Here is a 15,341-nt window from a genome sequence, read left to right on the forward strand (position 1 = left end):
GTCGAAGTCCTCTGAGTTTGGTAGGTGTGGCGTGACACAGACAGAGATGTATGCAGCAAGAACTCTCCGAGTAGTTGTGCTGACCGGTCAGAGTTCAACGCAAGACCGTCCGAACGCTTATTTGTAGACGTCGACTCAATTCTGGTAGAGATGGCCAGCACGACTCGTGACAACCGTAACGGCGGCGTCGAGTTCATCCACGAGGATGATGGACGAGTCACCGCAAAGGACATCGAGACGGGTGTCGCTTCTTTCGGCGACGACCGCGCGGAGGCACTGCGGATGCTCGCTGACGCACTCGATGCCTACCACGGGAAAGGAGAACCTGTCGAAGACGACGAGCTGGCCGCAGAACTCGGTCTCGACGAAGACGAAATCGGAAGCGAAGGCCGCCCGCCGTGGGACGAGTAACGTGAACAGGACGACGTTTACAGGCCGGGAAGTCGCGAAGGTGCTGATGAAATTTGGTTACGAGCCGAAGTCACGGACCGGGAGTCACCTCACGCTGGAGTACGTCAATCCCGACACTGGCGAGGTTTGACGACCGACTGTTCCACCTCACGGCGAGATTCCTCGTGGAACACTCGGGAGTATCGCCGAGCAGTGTGGTGCAGACGATTTCCACTCGTTCTGTGAGTGGATTGACGACCACTGTTAGGATTCGCTGCGTAGGCTGTGGCGTTGCTGGTGCAAATCACCACCTGAATTGGCTTTCATGTCAAATATTTATATCTGGTCAGACTGAGAAGTATGTTCATTAGTGAAACTCAACGAAACAGAACTCCGAGAACGTCGGGAGAGGTATGTTTGGAGCAGGCAAGCGTCACTCCGAGGTATCCAACGACTAATTGATAATAGCCGCGTACCGGTTTCTGGCTACGGCTCGCTGCATACTGATGCGTGGGGGTTAGGTAGCACAGACCTGCTACTCGGTGATGTCAACGTCGCTCGCCAGTGGTTCGCTGAGAGTGCATTGGCCGAAGCGATACGATGTTTACTCGTCCGTCAACACAGAGATTCAGTCGATAACGACTACTGGTCTAATCAGCCTATTGCCGCCGAACACGCGCTCCGAGACGCGCTACTCTCGGCCGACCCACGAGTTGCCGGTGCCGCCGTTGACGAGATACTTGCACTCGACGAGTCGTACCTCGACGACTATCCCGACATGACGACTCGGTACTACCACCTCACCGGTCTCGCCCACTCGTTACGCGAGGATACAGCCCAAGCTCGCACCGCGCTCGCAAGCCTCCGTGACTCGGTGGAGAAAGACGACCAGTACCTTGGTACCTACTTTGCCGAAGCGTTCGCCGACGCCCTCGAAGGGTTCATCGACCACGACGAGCAACTCGTTCAGCACGCACTCGATTCGCTCACAGCCTATCACGAGGATGTTCGAGGCGGCGGCGACGCAACGAAAGAACTCTTCGACCACTACACGGGCGCATACCTATTGCTCGCCCGCCATCGAGGGATGAACGTTCGCATCGAAAGCGAGTACGTGCCAGCAGAACGCCACGATATCGAATGGGGGTCAGTCGAACTCCCCGAGGATACACCAGATGCCTTGCGAGACCTGTACGAGAATGCCGTACCAGTAGCGTAGCAACGGACTGGACGAGAGTCGTCAGGTTTGGTAGCTAAGCAGGTGTGGCTTTCGGCGTGGTCACGCCAATTGGTTGTGACCGACTCGCGCGCTATATTCAGCACGGTTTCAGCACCCTATCAGCGATTGAGGGTTTCAACAGAGCCCGACACTTACGGTTGCTGGTCTTCGAACGGAGACTTAGCATGCTCGGGGACAGCGTCCGGCCGGGTGACGATGTTCTCACGACCGATATTGATCTTCTGGACCTCACCTTCGTCGGCCATTCGTGAGAGGACACGGCTCACCTTCGACTTCGACCATCCTGTCCCTTCGACGATAGCCGACTGGCGGAGTTGTCCGTCGTGTTGGTCGAGCAGTTTGAAGACGCGTGCTTCGTCACTCAGTGGTTGCTCGTTTACTCGCTGTGTACCACTCGCTCCAATCCGAGCCGATTGTGTGGCTCTGGCGTCTCCATCGGCCCCATCACGTGTCCGAACACTTGCCATACTATCCGGGAGGTGTATCTTTCCGGTCGCTACAGCGATTCCGCCACCGACGATTGCGAAGAGGCTGATGACGAGGAGTACCATCGTCGGCTGCACGCCGACACCGAGGGGGTTGATGTTCGACCCAGGCGCACTGTTCGGGTCAGTACCATCTTCGATTTCGGTTCCATCACCGACTCCGTCACCGTCGGTGTCTCCTTGGTTCGGGTTCGTGTTGGTCACCGTTACCTCTCGGCCATCTTCGAGGCCGTCACCGTCGGTATCGATTTCGGTGGGGTTCGTTTCGAACCGGTTGAGTTCTTCACTATCACTCAGCCCATCACCGTCGGTGTCTGTCGCGGTCGGACTGGTCTCGTGGATGTTGACTTCTGGACCGTCTTCGAGTCCGTCTTCGTCCGTGTCAGCACTGGTCGGATTCGTCTGATACTTTTGGACTTCCTCACTGTCGATGAGGCCGTCTCCGTCGGTGTCACCTGTCGTTGGGTCGCTGGCATACGTCGTCACTTCGACGCCGTCTTCGAGGCCATCGCCGTCGGTGTCGACTTCGTTCGGGTTGCTCCCGTGTTCGTTCACTTCGACCCCGTCGCTCAGTTCGTCTCCGTCGGTGTCTGTACTCGTTGGGTCTGTCTCGTACCGGTTCACTTCGGCTCCATCGTTGAGTCCATCCGTGTCAGTGTCTGCAACTCGGATGCTCGTTCCACGTTCCAGTTCACGCTGGTTTCCGAGTGAATCGCCGTCGGCATCGCCTTCGGCGGGGAAGACGATGAGTGGGTGACTCGCCTCTGCGAGCGTTTCGCCATCGAACGAATTGTGGACTTCTGCCACCAGAACCTGTTCGCCAGTAGTGTTCATCGGCCACTCGTCGACATCGATGGTCACGCGCTGTTCGCTCCCTGTGGCCTCGATCTGCTGACAGTCGATCGAGGTCGTAGAGTCACCACGCTCGGTGTGGACACAGACGTCGTACGTTCCTGGATCGGCCACCATCACGACAGAGATGCTCGATGGTTGCCACCCGGTGACGTACGTTCGACCGTCTTCTACCGCGACGACACCGGGTCCAGAGTGCTCGAGCGCGCGTACTTGGACGTTGCTCGCGGTCTGAGACGCGACCGGGGCAACGCCTGCGGTGAGGAGGAGGAGAACGACCAAGATGGCGTATCCAGACCACGAAGCGCTTCGAAGTGGCATGTGTTCCTTCTATGTTTGTCGAATCTCTGGGTGTATAATATTTTGTTTATGCTCTTGAGCGGGTTTATACAACATTTTCTAAAATTCTTTAAACACAGACGTTCTGAATATCCAATACTTGCAAACGGTTCTCCGGTGTTCGTTCCGACACGATGGAGAAAACTCCGACCAGAGTGATTGGAGTTCGATACGTTTCGCGTCTTAATGTGACAATAATAGTATTAAAGTCAAAAATAGAAAGCCCAAAACACCCCCAAATAGTCTTATAAGGCGGAATTTTGCGTTTGAGAATCACCATTTACCAGCTAGAAGTTTGATGCTTACTCCTCAAAAACACCCTTCGAATATGACTGAAACAGTCGAAACAGTGGAACGAAACGGTTGTTGGGTGGAAAACTGTCGGGACGACTCTCCCCCATTATCACCCCTCCTCCGATAGGTGAGGATGCAATGTGCAACACACTGATTCGGCATCAGTTCGGTGCGAGTGTGGTCTCGGCACCTATCTCACTCGCGGGTTGCACAGCGACTGTACAGGCGGTCCCACCAACAGCACAGGAACGGGTCACGAACCCAGCCCCGGTGAGACCGAGAACACCGATGACACCGCAGGACGCGGTGAAATTGGACCAACTGCGGATACGGGCGTGGAGACACGTCCGAGCCGATGGACTCACCCATGGTCCTGCTGGGTTTCCCTCCAATCGAACCCAGCCGAGGTCCCCCCAATCGAACCCCACTGACGCAACCACTCCCCACGGTTGCTGACGTACCCCCCCCAATCGGACCCGCTAACGCAACCACCCCCCGCGGTTGCTGACGTACCCCACCGATTGGCCTCCCTCCAAACGACCCCGCTGACGTCCCCCTCCAGACGACCCCCAACTGACGTCCCCCTCCAAACGACCCCGCTGACGTCCCCTCCAAACGACCCCACTGACGTCCCCTCCAGACGATCCCCAACTGACGTACCCCTCCAGACGACCTCCACTGACGTCCCCTCCAGACGATCCCCAACTGACGTACCCCTCCAGACGACCTCCACTGACGTCCCCTCCAGACGACCCCCGCTGACGTACCCCTCCAAACGACCCCGCTGACGATTCTCGTACCGATTCTACAGAATACTGTATCTGCTCCGCATTCACTCCTCTCTGAGTCGCGACTGCCCCGTCCAAAACGGGTATCTGGGTTCCCCCTCACTAAATTACGGTTCTGAAAGACTGTCGAACGTCCCGGTCGAAGTCTGTGGCCAATTAAAGTACACCAGTATTTTCGGGGAGTGGGTATCGTCCTCCAGGTTCAACTAGGTACAGAGAGATGCCTTCTATACCAACAATGAAATCGCCAGTTCTCGTCCGTGGGCGGGAGACGCAGTCGCTCGACAGGGAGGCGTTGGCGTCTCTTCCGAGGGAGACCCAGGACGTGGCTGTCTCGTGCGCGTCTGGACTACGGCACGAATCGACGTGGGTCGGTGTCCCAATCGACGAACTCCTCGATGTGAGTGACGCATCGCCGGAGACGACGCACATCGCAGTCACGAGCACCGACGACTGTCACGTCTATGTCGCCATCCACGACGCGCTCTCCGGGATGTTAGCACTGGAACAAGACGGTGAACCACTGGACAAACCACGTCTCGTGGTCCCCGGAATCGACGGAATGCGCTCGGTAAAAAACGTCGCTGAGGTGGACGCGGTGTCACTCGACCCCGACACCGACCCACTGTCACTCGAACGACATCCGAAAGTCGACGACACCGAATCGTGATGGGAATATCGCCGGCCGAGGCCCGTGGCGTCGTCCTCGCAGGTGGTGAGAGCACCCGGTTCGGTGAGCAAAACAAGGCGCTCGCTCACTTCGACGGAGAACCACTTATCTCGCGCGTCGTCGCTACGCTCAGTGACGCGACTGGAACGCGTCCGATACTCGCTGCACGGTCAGAGGACCGGGCAGCAGACCTCCTCGAAGTACTCCCACCAGTCCCTACCGTCTCAGATGCTCCCGACTACGAGGGGCCGATTGCCGGGCTATTCGCCGCCGCCGAGAGCGTGTCTACTCCCTGGATTGTCGTCACTGGATGCGATATGCCGTTGGTGTCCCAAACCGCCGTACGAACACTTCTCGAACACGCGACCGACGGCGTAGACGCTGTCGTTCCCGATGATGCAGGCCGCCCCGAACCGTTGCTCGCGGCGTACCGAACTGCATCGATTCGAGCGCATCGTTCTCAACTCTCTCGTGCTGCAGGACCGCAACGGCTCTTGGACGAACTCCCATCAGTCAGAACACTCAGTACCGAAGCGTATCCCGTACTCGACCGGGCCGTGACGAACGTGAATACGCAGGGAGAGTTGGCAACCCTCGTCGACACCTTGGCAGTGGGCGGTTTTCCACGGTAGGAACGCCACTCACCACAGAACTGGTCCGTCGTCAGCTTTTGTCCCTCTTCATCGTTGGCACTTCGTCCGGGTCGTATCACACACGTAGGTTGACACACCAGTCGCGTGATTAGCACCTGTCGCCGTGATTAGCACCTGTTGCCGAGATCAGCCTCTGGACGCCGTCAAGACCCGTGCCAACAACGGGACATCTCGGAGGTGTAGCAGCTTTGCGAGAGCACGAACACTCCCACCACCCACTTTGTCTAACTCGGTTGCATCGATTCGTCTCATGTCACGGATGAAGGTGTCGAGGCGGTCATTCGGCGCTCGGTAGAGGACCCGACTGATGAGCAACCTGGTCTCCATCTTTGGCGCCACCTCGGTGTGCCAGCGGTCGTCGTACGCAGATAGATTTGCTGCCGAGGTGTCAACCTCGCTGGCGACGAAACAGTGGTCTGCGGTAATTGCTGCTGCTCGACCTGACTTCATACACGCATTGATTCCTTCTCCCCACACGGGGTCGACCGTCGGGACGGCGTCACCGATGGCCATGAAGTTGTCTGAACTCAGCCGGTCTGGCATCTGTAAGTGGGCAGACCCTCGATGCTGGCGCCCTGCGATTCGCTCGGCATTCTCGAATCGTGGGTCTGTGTCTAACCAGTACTGGAGATAGTCGTCGATTCGCATCCCTTCTCTGGCGTACAGTCGGTGTGCGTCGTTATGGAGGTAACAGAGACCGACTTTCGCGGTATCCTCACCGGTGTGGAAAATCCACGAATAGCCGCCGGGTGCGATATCGTGATCCAGACGGAGCATCATCGCGTCGGTCAGGTCGGCGTATCCTTCGTGGTCGAGTTCGATACCTTCCATCTCGTACTCGATGGCGATTGCCTGGTTTTCTCGTTCGAGAGTGATTACCCCGAGTTGCTTTGCGAGGACGGCAGCAGGCCCCGTCGCGTCGACGACGATATCTCCGTACACGGTGTTCCCTCCACCGTACTGTACTCCGACGAGTTCTCCTCCCTCGACGAGTGGTGTGTTGACACGGGCGTCGAAGCGGTACTCTGCACCGAGTTCTCTGCCGTCTCGAACCAAGAACTGCTTGAACTTGGCAAAGTCTAGGACGCCACCCGGTTGATACTGGACGAAGTAATCGTTCGGTGACTCGATGACCACGTTGTCTGTGAAGTTCATCACCACGTCGTCTGGGATTCCGAACGCAGACAGCATCGGTGGGAAGGTCCCACCGCTCGATTTGTTACTCTGACGAGGAAACTCGTCTTCGCCTTCTGCTTCGAGGACGACGACGTCGTACCCTCGTCTGACGAGGTCCCGAGCACACTGCGCACCTGCCGGGCCTGCCCCAGCGATTACAACGTCGTGGTGGTCCGTCTGGGAGTTGGGCATCGTCGTTCTCCTGTGTGTCTGACTACCCACGGGAAGTGGGGATGAACACAATCGTGCAGATTAATAGACGAGTACGAAATTGAATTTTACGCAGAGGTGTTCGAACTACTCGATAGATTGGTCTGATGCCTACTGCTACTACAACACCGAGTGGACCGAGATATCCTCTGTAGAAGCTTTCCGAAGATTATCACAGTGATATTACCTCGAATAGGTCGCTTGTGGTCCGCACAGTACTACATTCGAACAGATTCTCCCACGACGACGAACGTGCTCGAACACGCCACAGTACACCCTAGTTAGCAGATATCTATATGAGTGACCCATCGTGAATGCTGAACCGGTGAGAATATGATACGCTCGGACGACCCTCATAATCTACACCGGTTTGTCGAGGCCCAGGACCCCATAATCCAGCAAGTCAAAAACGAACTGCGGTCGGGCCGCAAGAGAACTCATTGGATGTGGTTCGTCTTTCCGCAGATGGAGGGTCTCGGTCGAAGTCAGATGGCTCAGCGTTACGCGATCTCTTCCCGAGATGAGGCCAGCGCCTACCTTACACACCCAGTACTTGGTCCCCGACTGCGTGACTGCACCGAGATTGTAAACGCCGTCGAAGGGCGCTCTGCGAACGAGATCTTTGGCTCACCGGACGACCTGAAGTTTCGTTCCTCTATGACGCTCTTCGAAGCAGTCGCGGACGATCCGACCCCGTTCAGAACCGCCCTGGAGTTGTACTACGACGACGAGCGCGACCCGAAAACGCTAGAGCTACTGGGTACCGCCTGAAACGGCGTCCGGTATATATGCTCGTGTACCTACCCAGTTGGTTCACGTGGGACGTCGCGTGTCACAGTGACCGAATTGCCAGACTGTGCCGAGCTAGCTGTTTGGGGGAACATTCGAAAGAGGGTGTCTGCCTCGATAAGATGTGTTTGGTATGTAATAGCTGAGCTCAAATATTAAGGCTACTCCCGGTGAAATGTGTTGTATGTCGGGTCGCATCGACGGCGTAGAGTACCGCTGGAACCGTCGGTTCCATGACTGACGAGCAAGTAGCGGTGATTCGTCGTCTCCTCGACGATGAACTGGTGTTCGACGACTTCGTTGCCGACTCGGAACCGACAGTAGACGCCGCGACGACGTTCTTTCAGACGCTTTTCGTCCAGACTCTCGGGTTCGACGAGGTGACATCGTCAGATAGCAGTTCTTCGTGGCAGACCCTTCCTGTCTCCGACCGGTCTCGAAGGGTGAACACAGTGCGCTTCGTCGCCACCGCGGACTCGTTTCGGGTCATCTACGTCGAACTGGATTCGCTCACTCGCCGGTCAGAACGGAGCGCTGTACAGGCCCTCGTCCGTTGTGAAGCGACGAAAGAGTGGGCAACTGAAGGAACGTTTCTCGCTGTATTCCACGCACCCGGTGAGAGCGTCTGGCATCTCGTCACCCCCTACGACAGACACACTGACGATATCACTGCTGGTCGACCCGTCATCCGTCGATTCACGCTCGGTGGAGGGAGTAGACACCGAACTGTTTCGAACGCACTGGCGAGACTCAGTGCAGACGACTCTCGATTTTCAGAGCGTGTCCACGAGGCATTCCGCGTAGAGCACGTGACCACGGAGTTCTACGAGGACTACAAGCGTGCGTTCGAGACGGTACTGGCTGAACTCCGAGAAGACGGCCTCGATATCGAAGACGCCCATCGGAACGCGCACCTGACACTCACGCGGTTGATGTTCCTCTATTATCTCCAGACGGACGGTTGGCTCGGTGGACGGACCGATTTTGTCCGCTGGTTTCACGACCAGTACCGTGCGTCTGGTGTACGTGAGCAGTTCCACGAGACGTGGCTCCACGCACTGTTTTTCGAGGGGCTGAATCGTCCGAAGGGTACCCCAATCGACGCCGACGTTCCGACCGAAGTTGCGTCGGTCCTCTCCGAACTTCCATGGGTGAGTGATGGGCTTTTCCGCCCAACTGACGGCGACACACGTGATTTCACTCTCACTGATTCCGTGGTGAGTGCGGTCATTCGTGAGTTCCTCGACCGATACACCTTCACCATCACTGAGGAAAGTCCATACGATATCGACGTGGCGGTGGACCCGTCGATGCTCGGGAAGATTTACGAGTCACTCGTCGCAGAACAGGAGCGTGGTGACGCGGGCATCTTCTACACACCACGCATCGAAGTCGACTTGATGTGTCGGATGGCGCTGTACGAACAGTGCCGCCAACAGACGGACACGCCGGGACTGAGAAAGCAGCATCTCGTCGAATTCATCTTCAGCGACCCGGAGCAGTGGACGCTCCCGAACGACCTCGACGAAGAAGCACTCACAGCGTTTCTTCGGGACGTACGCGTCGTCGACCCTGCGTGTGGAAGCGGTGCGTTCCTCGTGGGAATGAAACAGGTGCTTTCTGAGCTCTACGGCAAACTGGGCCACACACTCGACGCAGCGAGTAACCGACGGATAATCGAACAGAACCTGTACGGGGTCGATATCAAAGAGTGGGCCGTCAGTGTCGCGAAGTTCCGATTGTGGCTGTCCTTCGTCGCGGGCGAAGACGAGCCTGCTTCGCGCCGACCTGTGTTCCAGAATCTCTCGTTCAACCTCCGTACGGGTGACAGCATCGTCGAGAAGTTCGAGAACCAGCCCGACTTGCACCCACTCTCCCAACGAGACGAATCCGACTCTCGTCGGGACGGCTTCGTGTGGCGTCTAGACTTCGCTGACATCATGCAGTCGGGCGGATTCGACATCGTCCTCACGAACCCCCCATACGTCGAGCATCAACATATCGTCCAGCAACACCTGACTCACGAGCGGGTCGACCGGATGGACCTTACCGAACTACAGTCCCTCAAATCGGCGTACAAAGACGAATTGGCATCGTTCGTCCGGGAGCGATTCGGCGTCGAACCGGACGGACGAAGCGACTTGTACCTCTACTTCTTTTTCAAAGCAATCGACGTCCTCCGATACGGGGGGACGTTGGTGTTCATCACGTCGAACACGTGGTTGGACAACTCCTTCGGGAAGCGAATTCAGGAGGGTCTCCTCGAACACACCGACCTCGAGTTCGTCCTCGACAACCGACAAACGCGAAGTTTCGCGAGCGCAGAGGTGAACACGGTCATAACGGTCTCCAACAAGGCCCCACAGCATCGTCTGACTGGAGAGGTTGGATTCGTCGCCTTCGGAGCGCCCTACGAACGGGTGGTCTCTCCGACTGTCATGCAGAGTTTACTCACCGGCACGCCAGACACGACCCCGACTACTGAGTTCGCACTCGCCACTGAACGTGGTCGAATCCGCCGGTTCGACGGTCACCGGGTCGTCGGTGTCACCGACGAGGCACTCTGGCGAATCGGCGGTGGAACGACGGCCAGTACACCGGACCCTCACCCCGACACTAGAGCGATGCCGGGCGTTTCGACCCCCGATGGTACGTATACGGGGTATAGCTGGGGCCAGTTTCTCCGAGCACCATCGACGTACTTCGAGTTACTCGAGGCAGGGGCAGACATCTTCACTCCGCTGTCTGAGATAGCTTCGGTCGGTTCGTATCTGAACACTGGTGGCGCAGACGATTTCTTCTTCGTCGACGTCGTGGATGGAGACCCACAGACGGATTCGGTCGTGACGATTCGCAACCGAGCGACTGGCACGACCTTTTCTGTCGAATCGACGTTCGTCGTTCCGTTCGTCGAATCACCTCGATACGTGAGTCGAATCGACCTCTCGAAAGCCGAGTACCATACCTACTTGCTCAGTATCCCGTCGACGACTGACATCACAGACACGAACGTCGAAGCGTACGTCGAGTGGGGTGAAGGTGACGGTCGAGAGTATCATACCGCATCTGGTCGAAAGAAGGTTGCAAAGTGGTGGGTCCTCGGAGAGAGAGGGGAGACGAACACCGAAGTCGTCTGGCCAAACCGACAGAATGCACGCCACTTCGTCGCCTACAACCCCGACCACACAGTGACACACCGGTTCTACCGACTGGAACCACGTCCCGACGTGGATGTGACAGCCGAAGAACTCGCTGCACTGTTGAACTTCACTCCCACCTCGCTTTTCACAGAAGTTCTGGCGAGCGCTGGGCTAGGGCTTGGAGTCTTAGACGTCACTGGCACGACGCTTCGGCGGGTTCCGGTCGTCGACCCTGCTGTTCTCTCGGAAGACAGTCGTGCTACCATCTGCGACGCTTTCCGCGACATGTCTGACCGCGAGATGGGGACGCTTCACGACGAAATCGGTGCAGAGACGGCAGACGAGGTCACGCTCGACACGGTCGTCCCAGACCGACGGAGGTTAGACAGCGAACTGTTCGAGACGTACCTCGGACTCGACGGGAGTGACCAACGGGACGTCTACGCAGCGATACTCCAGACTGTCAACGGCAGACTCGACAAATCTCGAAGCGTGTAAGATGGTCTGCATGACAGTTCTTGCACACTCTATTTGACCGAGTGAAACGAGTAATTCGTCGTTCTGCTCCAACGCGCTATCGATTCTGGACTGGTTCGGGTCGGTCTGTACTGGGTGTTCGTCACCGTCTCTTCATCCACACCGCGACGCCGATTACGACGAACCCGACTAGCACGAACACCAGTGTGTCGAACAACGTGAAGCCTGAATCCAGCGAAATCCCGGTTCCGTCTCGGGTTTGAGTGTCGGGAGCAGGTGTATCTAATTTCGAACTCCCCTCCTCTACGGTCACGTCGACGAACTGGCCGTTCACGACGATGGTGTACTCTCCCGGTGAGTCGAGTTGCTTTTCGAGCGTGACAACTTTTGTCTGTCCACTCGCAACTTCGATGGTCTGTGTCTCAGCGGCGCCATCAGATACTCCGTACGTGAGCGTAGTCGTCCCATCGATGTTCCCACTGTTCCGGAGGGTGGCGATGAGCGTGACGCTCTCCCCCGGAGCGATGGTCCGTGCGTCCGCTTTCAAGTCTATGAGACTGACTTCTGCCCACGGTGCACTCACGACGGTCTCTACACGTTCGTCACCGACTCCGATGGTGTACGTCCCAGGTTCTTCGTACTGGTGTTCGAACGTGACGGTGCTATTTTCTCCAGATTGGAGTGGAACAGACTGCGTCGAGACAACCTCGCCATCGACGCTCAGGTTGACTGTGCCCACACCGTCGACGAACCCGATATTGGTCACGGTGGACGTCACAGTTGCTGTCTCGCCCAGTAACACGTCTGTCTCTGTAGTGACATTTGAGACGGACACGACGGGTTGGCGAATCCCAAGTGCGAAGTAGGACGTCCCAGACGTCTTGGCTCGCATCACGTACCGCCCACCAGTCTCTTGGACGAGTCTCGTTTGGAGCATCTCCCAGTTATCGTCGTGATACCGGTAGAGTGCGACGTTCTGTGGGGTGGTCTGTCGAGCACTGAGGTCGTCCTTTGCGACAGAGATGTCCACGGTGGCGTCGTCGAGGTACCGGTCGAGTCCTCTACTGATTGTGATTTCGAGGTACAGCGGCATATCGTCTGCCTGCGAAACTGCCGTGACGTTCTCGGGTTTCTCCGTGAACCCTTTCACATCCACAGCGAAGGCTGGAAGGTCTCTCGACATCGTGATGCTGAGAGTGTCGATTTCGACGCCCGACCCCGCAGTCATCGACTGCGGAACTGCTAACTCGAGCGACTCGTCCTCCTTGGCGTTGGTCACGTTGTACTGGACGTGCGTTCCCGTCACCTCGATCGTCTCGATCTCAGTTTCTGGCTCGGGAGGTTCGGTGTTCTCACTGCTACTTCCACCACCACTGCCGCCTCCTCCGCCGCCTCCCCCGCCACCACTACCACTTCGTACGGGTGTCGTCGTTGGTGTTGGCGTCGGAGTTGGTTCTGGCGTCGGGGTTGGTGTTGGGGTTGGCGTCGGAGTCGGAGTCGGTGTCGGGGTTGGCGTCGGAGTCGGAGTCGGTGTCGGGGTTGGCGTCGGAGTCGGTGTCGAACGCGAACAGTCTCCTGGTGAGATGAGTAGTTGCTGGCTCATCGACAGACTCGTGGTCGTTCCGTCGACGTCGACGAGTCTGAACTCGTTGACTCGGTTCTGACCACCACTCCACTCCCAGTCACCCCAGTGGTCTGCCTGTTCGTTGAACGCTGGGGCAACCGAGACAGTGTCTCCAGCGGCGAGGTTCTCGAACCCACGGTACGCACCGCCGTCGTTTCGCCCTGGCCGCCACTTCCAATCGACTTTCGCCGACGAACCGCTCAACTCCCAGTCGTCGTCCTGTGCGTTGTTTCCGTAGTAGTCGTCCTGAACGACCCACCCGTCTCCTGCCGGTAGTCTGTCGAACCTGAAGGTCACGGTGCTCCCGTACGGTGAGTCACCGAGTTCGTCGTGGAGGAGAACCAGGCTGACCCCTTCTGACCCGTGGTAGAAGAAGACGTTACTCACTCGGTTTTCTTGGAGATATCCAGTTCCGTACGACGAGTACACACCGATTGGTGTGGTCTCGTGGCTCCGATAGTCGTAGAACGTTTCGACGGGGACCGTCCCGTCACCGAGCGCTTCGACCGTGTAGCACATTCCGCCTTGTTCCACGGCGAACACCGGTGTGCCACCGCTTTGAGCCTGTGCACCACTCATCAGGGTAGGCAGGACTACCATCAGGGCGATCCCGATTACGACGACACGCCTCAAACGATTCACTTCTCGACCCTTGGTGGTGACGCTGCTGTGTTCCGGTCAGAATCCGGCTGTCCTATCGTCACTACCGAGAGACAATGTACAGTATGTGGATGGCTCGAGAGAGACATAGGCGAGTTCTGATTTGACTATTACGGCTGGGAGATTTTGGTTATAGGGCTGCAGAACTGCCGTTAGTGGTAGAAATGTGTCGGTTATGGTGCGTCGTGGAACCGTTAACGTCCAGTGAGATTCTTTTAATGCAGATATAACTGTTCCACCGGGTGACAGCACTGGGGGTGTTTGGGTATCTCTGCTTCTCGGCAAGAACCACGCTCAAGATGGATACCGACGGAATCACCGCCACCGAGTAGAAACAGGTAGCAATCTCTGTCATTCTGCCAACCGGTAGTAGCTGATTATGGGTGTTGCAGTCGAATACAAGAGCATCCAGCCTCCTCGACGTGTGGTCTGGAGAGGTAAGACCATGGTACTCATCAAATCGTCTCTGAAGTGGATTCGACAGCAGAGGAAGCGTACTACGTCTTCCAGATTGCCATCGAAAATTCGTACGAGAGGCCAACAGTCGTCTCTTGCCCGAGGTGAACACAGATGGTAGTCGTCCTCGAGTCGTTGGCAACGTTGTCTGTCCTCGTCTTCGTCGTAACGAGCATGCTTTCGATGGGGTTGAGTTTGTCTCTCACACAGATACTCGACCCATTGCGGAACAGGAGTTTGGTCGCGAAAGCACTCGCTGCGAACTTCGTACTGGTTCCGATAATCGGCTACGCTATCGTCTTCGTCGTCCCCCTCACTGAGGGGCAATCTATCGGTATCATTCTCCTCGCAACTGCTGCCGGTGCACCGTTCCTGCCGAAACTCGTCGAAGTTGCCAAGGGGAACGTCGCCTTCGGTGTCGGTTTGATGGTGCTGTTGATGGTCGTGACAGTGGTCTACGTGCCGCTCGTACTTCCGTTGTTGCTGCCGGGGGTACAGGTCAACCCACTCGACATCGCCAGCTCACTCGTCGTCCTGATGCTCGTTCCGCTGGCTATCGGCCTGGTCGTGAAGGCTCGATACACCAACGCGGCGAACTCCTTGCAACCAGTGATGGCTCAGACCTCGACTACGGCGTTGGTGTTCTTGACCGTGCTCATGTTGGTGCTGAACTTCGATAACCTCGTCAGTGTCGTCGGAACCGGTGTAATCATCGCTCTGCTGGCGTTTGTGCTCGTCTCGCTCGGTATTGGGTACGTCTTCGGCGGACCAACAGCGGACAACAAGACAGTGATGGGGCTCGGAACTGCTCAGCGGAACATCTCTGCGGCGCTGGTCGTCGGCGCACAGAACTTCCAAGACCCGGACGTGCTGACCATCCTCCTCGTCGGGTCCTTGGTAATGCTCGTCGCTCTCATGGTCGCAGGTGGGGAACTCGGAAGACGCAGCGAGGCCCCAGAAATCGCCGGTGAGTTCGTCGGTGACAGTAGCGACCAGCAGGTGATACCCGAGTGAGAACTCCCTCCACTCGACTTTCACTTCGCGGCTCACCTAGCCGAACGACTATCTGACCAGACCTCCCGTCGTAGCGGCCTCGCG

10 protein-coding genes and 1 pseudogene are annotated in these 15,341 nt (G+C 57.2%); 8 read left to right on the top strand and 3 right to left on the bottom strand.

Annotated features, from left to right (window positions below):
- Nucleotides 1-150: 150 nt before the first annotated feature.
- From GJR99_RS16720 to GJR99_RS16730, 3 genes and pseudogenes are all read left to right on the top strand, one after another.
- Complete coding sequence (locus GJR99_RS16720; protein WP_151114206.1) at nt 151-411, top strand: type II toxin-antitoxin system HicB family antitoxin; 261 nt, start codon at nt 151-153, stop codon at nt 409-411.
- A 46-nt stretch (nt 412-457) separates the two neighbouring features.
- A pseudogene (locus GJR99_RS16725) lies at nt 458-658 on the top strand (type II toxin-antitoxin system HicA family toxin).
- Between the two features lie 315 nt (nt 659-973).
- Nucleotides 974-1,609 (top strand): immunity 49 family protein, encoded by a 636-nt coding sequence (locus GJR99_RS16730; protein WP_151114207.1) that lies wholly within the window; start codon nt 974-976, stop codon nt 1,607-1,609.
- Nucleotides 1,610-1,761: 152 nt separating this feature from the next.
- Here the strand turns inward: GJR99_RS16730 and GJR99_RS16735 are convergent, their stop codons facing one another.
- Nucleotides 1,762-3,288, bottom strand: coding sequence for a helix-turn-helix transcriptional regulator (locus tag GJR99_RS16735; RefSeq protein WP_151114208.1), 1,527 nt, complete (start codon nt 3,286-3,288; stop codon nt 1,762-1,764).
- Between the two features lie 1,338 nt (nt 3,289-4,626).
- Here GJR99_RS16735 and GJR99_RS16740 point away from each other — a divergent pair.
- Nucleotides 4,627-5,058 (top strand): molybdopterin-dependent oxidoreductase, encoded by a 432-nt coding sequence (locus GJR99_RS16740; RefSeq protein ID WP_191967171.1) that lies wholly within the window; start codon nt 4,627-4,629, stop codon nt 5,056-5,058.
- A complete protein-coding gene (gene mobA / locus GJR99_RS16745) occupies nt 5,058-5,690 on the top strand; it encodes a molybdenum cofactor guanylyltransferase (protein WP_151114210.1) in 633 nt (210 codons plus the stop codon). The genes GJR99_RS16740 and mobA overlap by 1 nt, the downstream gene beginning before the upstream one ends.
- A 147-nt stretch (nt 5,691-5,837) precedes the next feature.
- Here mobA and GJR99_RS16750 read toward each other — a convergent pair whose 3' ends face one another.
- Complete coding sequence (locus GJR99_RS16750; protein WP_151114211.1) at nt 5,838-7,079, bottom strand: digeranylgeranylglycerophospholipid reductase; 1,242 nt, start codon at nt 7,077-7,079, stop codon at nt 5,838-5,840.
- Nucleotides 7,080-7,430: 351 nt separating this feature from the next.
- Between GJR99_RS16750 and GJR99_RS16755 the strand changes: the two genes are divergently transcribed.
- Both GJR99_RS16755 and GJR99_RS16760 read left to right on the top strand, forming a co-directional pair.
- The gene (locus GJR99_RS16755) at nt 7,431-7,868 is read left to right on the top strand and encodes a DUF1810 domain-containing protein (protein WP_151114212.1); all 438 of its coding nucleotides are present in this window, start codon (nt 7,431-7,433) and stop codon (nt 7,866-7,868) included.
- 251 nt (nt 7,869-8,119) lie between these two features.
- The gene (locus GJR99_RS16760; RefSeq protein WP_151114213.1) at nt 8,120-11,524 is read left to right on the top strand and encodes an HsdM family class I SAM-dependent methyltransferase; all 3,405 of its coding nucleotides are present in this window, start codon (nt 8,120-8,122) and stop codon (nt 11,522-11,524) included.
- Nucleotides 11,525-11,645: 121 nt separating this feature from the next.
- Here the strand turns inward: GJR99_RS16760 and GJR99_RS16765 are convergent, their stop codons facing one another.
- Nucleotides 11,646-13,727, bottom strand: a complete 2,082-nt coding sequence (locus GJR99_RS16765) for a PGF-pre-PGF domain-containing protein (protein WP_225317679.1) — start codon at nt 13,725-13,727, stop codon at nt 11,646-11,648.
- A gap of 630 nt (nt 13,728-14,357) precedes the next feature.
- On the opposite strand from GJR99_RS16765, the gene GJR99_RS16770 reads away from it, so the two are divergent.
- On the top strand, nt 14,358-15,257 hold the full coding sequence (locus GJR99_RS16770) for a bile acid:sodium symporter family protein (RefSeq protein ID WP_151114214.1): 900 nt from the start codon (nt 14,358-14,360) through the stop codon (nt 15,255-15,257).
- The last annotated feature ends 84 nt before the right edge of the window (nt 15,258-15,341 follow it).

The organism is Haloferax marinum, assembly GCF_009674625.1.
In the GTDB taxonomy this organism is placed as follows: domain Archaea; phylum Halobacteriota; class Halobacteria; order Halobacteriales; family Haloferacaceae; genus Haloferax; species Haloferax marinum.